Annotated in this window: 7 protein-coding genes; 4 read left to right on the top strand and 3 right to left on the bottom strand. The window is 71.0% G+C overall.

Going from position 1 to position 6,834, the window contains the following annotated elements:
* Positions 1-412, top strand: a 412-nt coding sequence (locus tag EHS43_RS33115) for a discoidin domain-containing protein (RefSeq protein ID WP_148104146.1), incomplete at its 5' end; no start/stop codon positions are given.
* 148 nt (positions 413-560) lie between these two features.
* Positions 561-2,804 carry a glycoside hydrolase family 9 protein gene (locus EHS43_RS33110; protein ID WP_125194352.1) on the top strand — a complete coding sequence of 748 codons (2,244 nt, stop codon included), beginning with the start codon at positions 561-563 and terminating at the stop codon, positions 2,802-2,804.
* On the opposite strand, the gene EHS43_RS33105 is transcribed toward EHS43_RS33110, so the two are convergent.
* From EHS43_RS33105 to EHS43_RS33095, 3 genes are all read right to left on the bottom strand, one after another.
* Positions 2,749-4,278, bottom strand: a complete 1,530-nt coding sequence (locus tag EHS43_RS33105) for a cytochrome bc complex cytochrome b subunit (protein ID WP_125194351.1) — start codon at positions 4,276-4,278, stop codon at positions 2,749-2,751. The genes EHS43_RS33110 and EHS43_RS33105 overlap by 56 nt on opposite strands.
* On the bottom strand, positions 4,275-5,195 hold the full coding sequence (sigJ, locus tag EHS43_RS33100) for an RNA polymerase sigma factor SigJ (protein ID WP_125194350.1): 921 nt from the start codon (positions 5,193-5,195) through the stop codon (positions 4,275-4,277). Before sigJ ends, EHS43_RS33105 begins: the two co-directional genes overlap by 4 nt.
* Before the next feature lie 92 nt (positions 5,196-5,287).
* Positions 5,288-6,010: a 2OG-Fe(II) oxygenase gene (locus EHS43_RS33095; RefSeq protein ID WP_125194349.1), complete on the bottom strand. Its 723-nt coding sequence runs from the start codon at positions 6,008-6,010 to the stop codon at positions 5,288-5,290.
* A gap of 151 nt (positions 6,011-6,161) precedes the next feature.
* Here EHS43_RS33095 and EHS43_RS33090 point away from each other — a divergent pair, with 151 nt between their 5' ends.
* Complete coding sequence (locus EHS43_RS33090) at positions 6,162-6,407, top strand: hypothetical protein (protein ID WP_125194348.1); 246 nt, start codon at positions 6,162-6,164, stop codon at positions 6,405-6,407.
* Positions 6,408-6,410: 3 nt separating this feature from the next.
* Positions 6,411-6,788: a hypothetical protein gene (locus EHS43_RS33085; protein ID WP_007386606.1), complete on the top strand. Its 378-nt coding sequence runs from the start codon at positions 6,411-6,413 to the stop codon at positions 6,786-6,788.
* Positions 6,789-6,834 lie beyond the last annotated feature (46 nt).

Below are 6,834 nucleotides of genomic sequence, written 5' to 3'. Positions count from 1 at the left end.
CCCGGACACCCTCCCCGCCGCCATGCTGGACGGCGACCCCGCCACCGGCTGGTCCAACGCCTTCAGCAAGGCCGCCACCGCCCTGCTGCCCGCCTTCAGCGGCGCGCGGGCCGAGGACTGGGTCTGCGTGGACTTCGGGCGGGTCCGGACCGTCGACCGGGCGGAGATCTCCTTCACCCTCGGCACGGTCCACAGCCTGCCCGCCTCCGTCGAGGCCGCGGTGTGGGACGGGCAGCGGTACGTACCGGTCGAGGGTGCCTCCGTCACCTGGGCCACCGCATCCGGCGAGCCGACGGTGATCACCTTCGACGCCGTCCGCGGTTCCCGGCTCCGGCTCACGCTGACCAGCGCGTATCCGGGCGAGACCCGGGGTGCGGTGCGCATCCGCGAGCTGGCGGTCCCGGGGACCTGATCCCCGCCGCCGGAGGTCCGGGCGGGCAACCCGTCCCGTCCGGACCGTTGACGGGGTGTCATGACTGCAACAAACATGGCCTGCGACCGTCAGTTGGGAGCGCTCCCAAAGTGGGCGCCGCCCGTACCTCCCCCCGAGGAGCCCGGACGTGAACAGACGCAGAACCGCCCTGCTGTCCCTGACCGCCCTGCTGGGAGCGGCACTTGTGGCCTCGCCCGTCTCCCCGGCCGCCGCCGACGAGGTCGAGCAGCTCAAGAACGGCACCTTCGACACCGCCGTCGCACCCTGGTGGACCACCAGCAACGTCACCGCCGCCGTCTCCGACGGACAGCTCTGCGCGGACGTGCCGGGCGGCACGGCCAACCGCTGGGACGCGGCCGTCGGCCAGAACGACGTCACCCTGGTCAAGGGGGAGTCGTACAAGTTCTCCTTCACCGCGAAGGGTTCCCCCGAAGGGCATGTCCTGCGGGCCATCGTGGGACTCCAAGTGGCGCCCTACGACACCTACTTCGAGGTGAGCCCGCAGCTGAGCGTGTCCGGGAACTCCTACTCGTACACCTTCACCTCGCCCGTCGACACCGCCCAGGGCCAGGTCGGCTTCCAACTCGGCGGCGGCGCCGACCCGTTCCGCTTCTGCATGGACGACGCCTCCCTGCTCGGCGGGGTGCCGCCCGAGGTGTACGAGCCCGACACCGGACCGCGCGTACGGGTCAACCAGGTCGCCTACCTGCCCACGGGGCCCAAGAACGCCACCCTGGTCACCGACGCCACGACCAAGCTGCCCTGGCAGCTCAAGAACGCCTCCGGCGCCGTCGTCGCCCACGGCTCGACCGTGCCCCGGGGCGTCGACGCCTCCTCCGGACAGAACGTCCACTCCATCGACTTCGGCGCCTACCGCAAGCGCGGCGAGGGCCTGACCCTGGTCGCCGACGGCCAGACCAGCCGCCCCTTCGACATCGGCACGGGCGCCTACGAGCAGCTCCGCCTCGACGCGGCGAAGTACTACTACACCCAGCGCAGCGGCATCGCCATCCGCGACGACCTGCGCCCCGGCTACGGCCGCCCCGCAGGGCACGTGAACGTGGCCCCCAACCAGGGCGACAAGAACGTGCCCTGCCAGCCCGGCGTGTGCGACTACACCCTCGACGTCACCGGCGGCTGGTACGACGCCGGCGACCACGGCAAGTACGTCGTCAACGGCGGCATCTCCACCTGGGAGGTGCTGAGCACCTACGAACGCGAACTGCTGGCCCGCACCGGGCAGCCCGCGAAGCTCGGTGACGGCACCCTCGCCATCCCCGAGAGCGGCAACAAGGTGCCCGACATCCTCGACGAGGCCCGCTGGGAGCTGGAGTTCCTGCTGAAGATGCAGGTGCCGGACGGACAGCCGCTGGCCGGGATGGCCCACCACAAGATCCACGACGAGCAGTGGACCGGTCTGCCGCTGCTGCCGAGCGACGACCCGCAGAAGCGCGAGCTGCACCCGGCGTCCACCGCGGCCACCCTGAACCTCGCCGCGACCGCCGCACAGGCCGCCCGCCTGTACAAGTCCTACGACAAGGCGTTCGCGGCCAAGGCCCTGGCGGCCGCCCGCAAGGCCTGGACCGCCGCGCTCGCCCACCCCGACCTGTACGCCTCGGAGAGCGACGGCACCGGGGGCGGCACCTACGCCGACAACAACGTCACCGACGAGTTCTACTGGGCGGCGGCCGAGCTGTACCTCACCACGGGCGAGAAGACCTTCCAGGACCACGTGCTCGCCTCACCGGTCCACACCGCCGACATCTTCACCGCCGTCGGCTACGACTGGGCCCGCACGGCCGCGGCCGCCCGGCTGGACCTGGCGACCGTGCCCAGCAAGCTGCCCGGCCGGGACAAGGTCCGCCGGTCGGTCATCCAGGGCGCCGACCGCTACCTGGCCACGCTGAAGGCCCACCCCTACGGCATGCCGTACGCCCCCGAGGGCAACCTCTACGACTGGGGCTCCAACCACCAGATCCTGCACAACGGGATCGTCATCGCCACCGCCTACGACATCACCGGCGCCTCGAAGTACCGCGACGGCGCCCTCCAGGGCATCGACTACATCTTCGGCCGCAACGCCCTGAACATCTCGTACGTCACCGGCTACGGCGAGGTCAACTCCCACAACCAGCACGCCCGTTGGTACGCCCACCAGCTCGACCCGAACATGCCGAACCCGCCGAAGGGCACCTTGGCGGGCGGCGCGAACTCGGGCATCCAGGACCCCTACGCGCAGAGCAAACTCCAGGGCTGTGTCGGCCAGTTCTGCTACATCGACGACATCCAGTCCTGGTCGACCAACGAGCACACGATCAACTGGAACTCGGCCCTGACCCGGATGGCGTCCTTCGTGGCGGATCAAGGCTGACCGGCGCGTGCTCCACCAGCTCACCGGGCCGTTCGTGCGCGGTGAGCTGGTGGAGCCGGGCCTGATCGAGCGGCTGGTGCACCTCGACGTACTCACCGTGCGGCAGCCGCTTGATCACGCCGGTCTCCCGGCCGTGCAACACCAGCTCACGGTCCCGCAGTTGGAGACCGAGACAGATGCGCCGGGTGGCGACGAAGACGGCCGCCGGGACGACGAACATCCCGATCCGCACCGCCCAGGTGACCGTGTTGATCGACAGGTGGAGCCGGGTGGCCACGATGTCGTTGCCGCCGCCCGCCAGCAGGATCAGGTACAGGCTGATCCAGGACGCGCCGATCGCGGTGCGGACCGGCCGGTTGCGCGGGCGGTCCAGCAGATGGTGTTCCCGCCGGTCCTTGGTGAACCGGGCCTCCACGAACGGGTAGACGCCGATGAAGACCAGCAGCAGCGGGAAGACCACGACCGGGATCAGCACCCCGAGGATCAGTGTGTGGCCCCACAGGGTGATCTCCCAGCCCGGCATCACCCGCACCAGCCCCTCCGCGAACCCCAGGTACCAGTCCGGCTGAGCGCCCGTCGAGACCTGGTCGGCGCGGTAAGGGCCGTACGACCAGACCGGGTTGACGCTCGCCACGGCCGCGATGAGCGTGAGCGCCCCGAACACCAGGAAGAAGAACCCGCCCGCCTTCGCCAGGTACACCGGGAAGAACGGCGTCCCGATCACGTTGCGTTCGGTCCTGCCGGGGCCCGCGAACTGGGTGTGCTTGTGGTACACGACCAGGATCAGGTGGGCCACCACGAGCGCCGCCATGATGCCGGGGATCACCAGGATGTGCAGCGAGTAGAAGCGGGCCACGATGTCATGGCCGGGGAACTCGCCGCCGAACAGGAACAGCGCGAGATACGTCCCGACGACGGGTATCGACACGGTGGCGCCGTAGACGAACCTCAGGCCCGTGCCCGAGAGCAGGTCGTCCGGGAGCGAGTAGCCGAAGAGGCCCTCGAACAGGCCCAGGAACAGCAGCGTCCAGCCGAACAGCCAGTTGACCTCGCGCGGCTTGCGGAACGAGCCCGTGAAGAAGTGCCGCATCATGTGCGTGAGCATGGCCGCGACGAAGATCAGCGCCGACCAGTGGTGGAGCTGGCGGATGAGCAGGCCGCCGCGCACGTCGAAGCTGATGTCCAGCGTCGACGCGTACGCCTCCGACATCCGCACGCCGTTCAGGGGCGTGTAACTGCCGTGGTACGTCACCTCGTTCATCGACGGATGGAAGAACAGGGTGAGCCACACGCCGGTCAGGACCAGCACGACGAAGCTGTACAGACAGATCTCGCCGAGCAGGAAGGACCAGTGGTCCGGGAAGACCTTGCGCAGGTACTTCGCGCCCAGCGTGCGGGTGCCGAGCCGTCCGTCGAGCCAGCCGGACAGCCGCTCGCCCCTTCCCGGTTCCCCCGGGCGTTCGGTGCGCGTCACGCCTCCTCCTTCTGCACATGCGTGAGCTTGTCGGGATTGCTGACGACGAAGAGGTTCGAGACCCGGTCGCCCTCCGGGGTGAGGTCCATGACGATCACCGCGTACGGCGCGTCGTCCTGGAACAGCACGGCCGCGTCGTCGCCGTTGACCCGGCGGTAGCGCAGCTCCAGGGAGCCGGCCCCGCCCCGCCCGGCGCCCCGCCTCGCGTAACCGGTGAGCAGCCGTACGGCCTTGTCGCGGCCGTGCACCGGGCGCAGCGCCGAGGGCCTGCGATTGCCGCCGGCGTCCGTCCACACCGTCACGTCCGGAGCGAGGATCTCCATCAGCTCCGCGATGTCCCCGCCCACCGCGGCCCGCACGAACCGTTCGGTCGCCTCCCGGCGGACCCGCGGATGCGCCTCGTACAGCGGCCGGCGGGCGTGCACATGGGCCCGGGCGCGATGGGCCACCTGCCGTACGGCCGCCGGGGTGCGGTCGAGGATCTCCGCGATCTCGGTGTGGGCGTACCCGAACACCTCGTGCAGCACGAACACCGCGCGTTCCAGCGGGGACAGCGACTCCAGGACCACCAGCATCGCGAGCGACACGGACTCGCTGCGCAGCGCGGGGTCGTCGGCGCCGTCCTCGTCGGCGACCAGGGGCTCGGGCAGCCACGAACCGACGTAGGTCTCCCGGCGCCGGCTGACCACGGCCCGCCGCTGGAGCGCGTGGTTGACGGCGATCCGCACGAGGTAGGCACGCGGGTTGTCGACGCCGCCCGGGCCCCGGCGCGACCACGACAACCAGGTGTCCTGGAGCACGTCCTCGGTGTCGGCGACGCTGCCCAGCATGTTGTAGACGACACCGAACAACAGCTCCCGGTGCTCGACGAAGACACCGGTCGCCGCCTCGGCGTCGGGAAATGGGATCTCGGACATCTCGGGTGGCCTCCCAGTGGCGCGCTCACTACTGCGAGGTCCCGCGGCCCCCGAATGTGACATCCGGCCCACGAATGTGACCCACGCCTCATCTAAGCGGCGTCATGGAAGACGATCCCCAGCGCGTGCCGCCGGCCGGAGCGCACCGTGCTCACCCCGTGCCGCATCGCCCCCGCGGACCAGCCGCGCTTCGTGCGCACCGGCCGGTCGCGGGTCGTGAAGACCAGGCCGTGTCCCCGGGGGAGCGCGGTCGCCGTGCCCCGGGACTGCGCCCGGGGCCGCTGCTCGACCATCAGGAACTCGCCGCCCGTGTAGTCGGTGCCGTACTCGTCGAGTCCGATCACCACCTGGAGCGGGAAGACGAGGTCGCCGAACACGTCCCGGTGCAGCGCGTTCCAGTCGCCCTCGGTGTAGCGCAGCAGGATCTGCGCGGAGCGGTCCTGCCCGGCCGCGTGGCAGCGCTCCAGCCACTCCGCCAGGGAGTCCGGCCAGGGGGCGGGGCGGCCGAGACGGGCCGCCCAGTCACGGGCGACGGGCAGCAGCCGGGGGTAGAGCGCGGCGCGCAGGGCGGCGACCGGGGCCGGCAGGTCGTGGGTGAGGTAGCGGTACTCGCCCGATCCGAAGCGGTGGCGGGCCATGTCGACGGTGGTGCGGAACAGCTCCGGTCTCTCGTACAGCGCCGCGAGGTCCCGGCACTCGGCCGGTGTCAGCAGCGGTGCCGTCACCGCGCAGCCGTGCACGTCCAGCTCGGCGGCGAGGGCGGCCCAGTCGGTTCCGGCGGCGCGGGCGGCGGCCAGGTCGGGGGTGAGTGTCATGGCGTGTCCTCCTCCCCTTCGAGTCTGGGGCGCCGTCCACCACCCGTCCGGCGGGAACCGGACACCGCGATCGAACCCTCGCGGTACCGCTCCCCGACTGCTCTGAGCTGCGGTGATTTACGGTCGAGTACCCGCGCGGTACCGTGAGGACATGCCAGCTCTCAACGTGGAGTTCAGCGATCGCGAGCTAGAGGACCTGCGCCAGATCGCCAAGGAGCGCGGTACGTCGATGAAGGCCCTCGTGCGGGAGGCCGCCGCGGCCGACATCGCCCGGCACCGGGCCCTTCAGGAGGGCGCGGAGGCGTTCCGGCGGTTCTTCTCCGCCCATGCCGACGAGTTCGCCGCCGCCTTCCCCGAGGACGAACCGGCCGCCAGGGGTGCGGGACGGGCCGGCTGACCGATGGCTTCCGTCGTCCACATCGACGTGCCCTGGCTGCTCCAGCGGCACGAAGAGGTTCTGCCCGACCAGCCCACGATCAACGACTTCTCGGCGCTCGTCGCCGCCGTCGCCCGGCACCGCGTCGACCCGCCCCGTCTCGGTGTGGACTCCGACCCGGCCTGGCGCGCCGCCGCCCTCCTGCACACCCTGGCCCTGCTCAAGCCCTTACCGTCGGCCAACGCCCGTTTCGCCTGCGCCACCGCCGTGGCCTACATGTTCGTCAGCGGCGTCGGCATCGACCCGCCCTACGGCGCCCTCGTCGACCTGGCCCGCGACCTGATCTCCGGCAAGACCGACGTGTACGGCGCGGCCGACCGGCTGCGCTCCTGGCAGATCTGAGGACACCGGCCATCTGGCCCCCGGGGCCGCCGACCGTGGGCGGGAG

This window comes from Streptomyces sp. RP5T (assembly GCF_003933965.1).
GTDB lineage: Bacteria > Actinomycetota > Actinomycetes > Streptomycetales > Streptomycetaceae > Streptomyces.
The sequence above is the reverse complement of the archived record's forward strand: the minus strand, read 5'-3'. Positions and strand labels throughout refer to the sequence as shown.

Coding starts and splice junctions, on each gene's coding strand:
- sigJ (WP_125194350.1), bottom strand. CDS start 5,195: ATGTCCGAGATCCCATTTCCCGACGCCGAGGCGGCGACCGGTGTCTTC.
- EHS43_RS33090 (WP_125194348.1), top strand. CDS start 6,162: ATGCCAGCTCTCAACGTGGAGTTCAGCGATCGCGAGCTAGAGGACCTG.
- EHS43_RS33095 (WP_125194349.1), bottom strand. CDS start 6,010: ATGACACTCACCCCCGACCTGGCCGCCGCCCGCGCCGCCGGAACCGAC.
- EHS43_RS33085 (WP_007386606.1), top strand. CDS start 6,411: ATGGCTTCCGTCGTCCACATCGACGTGCCCTGGCTGCTCCAGCGGCAC.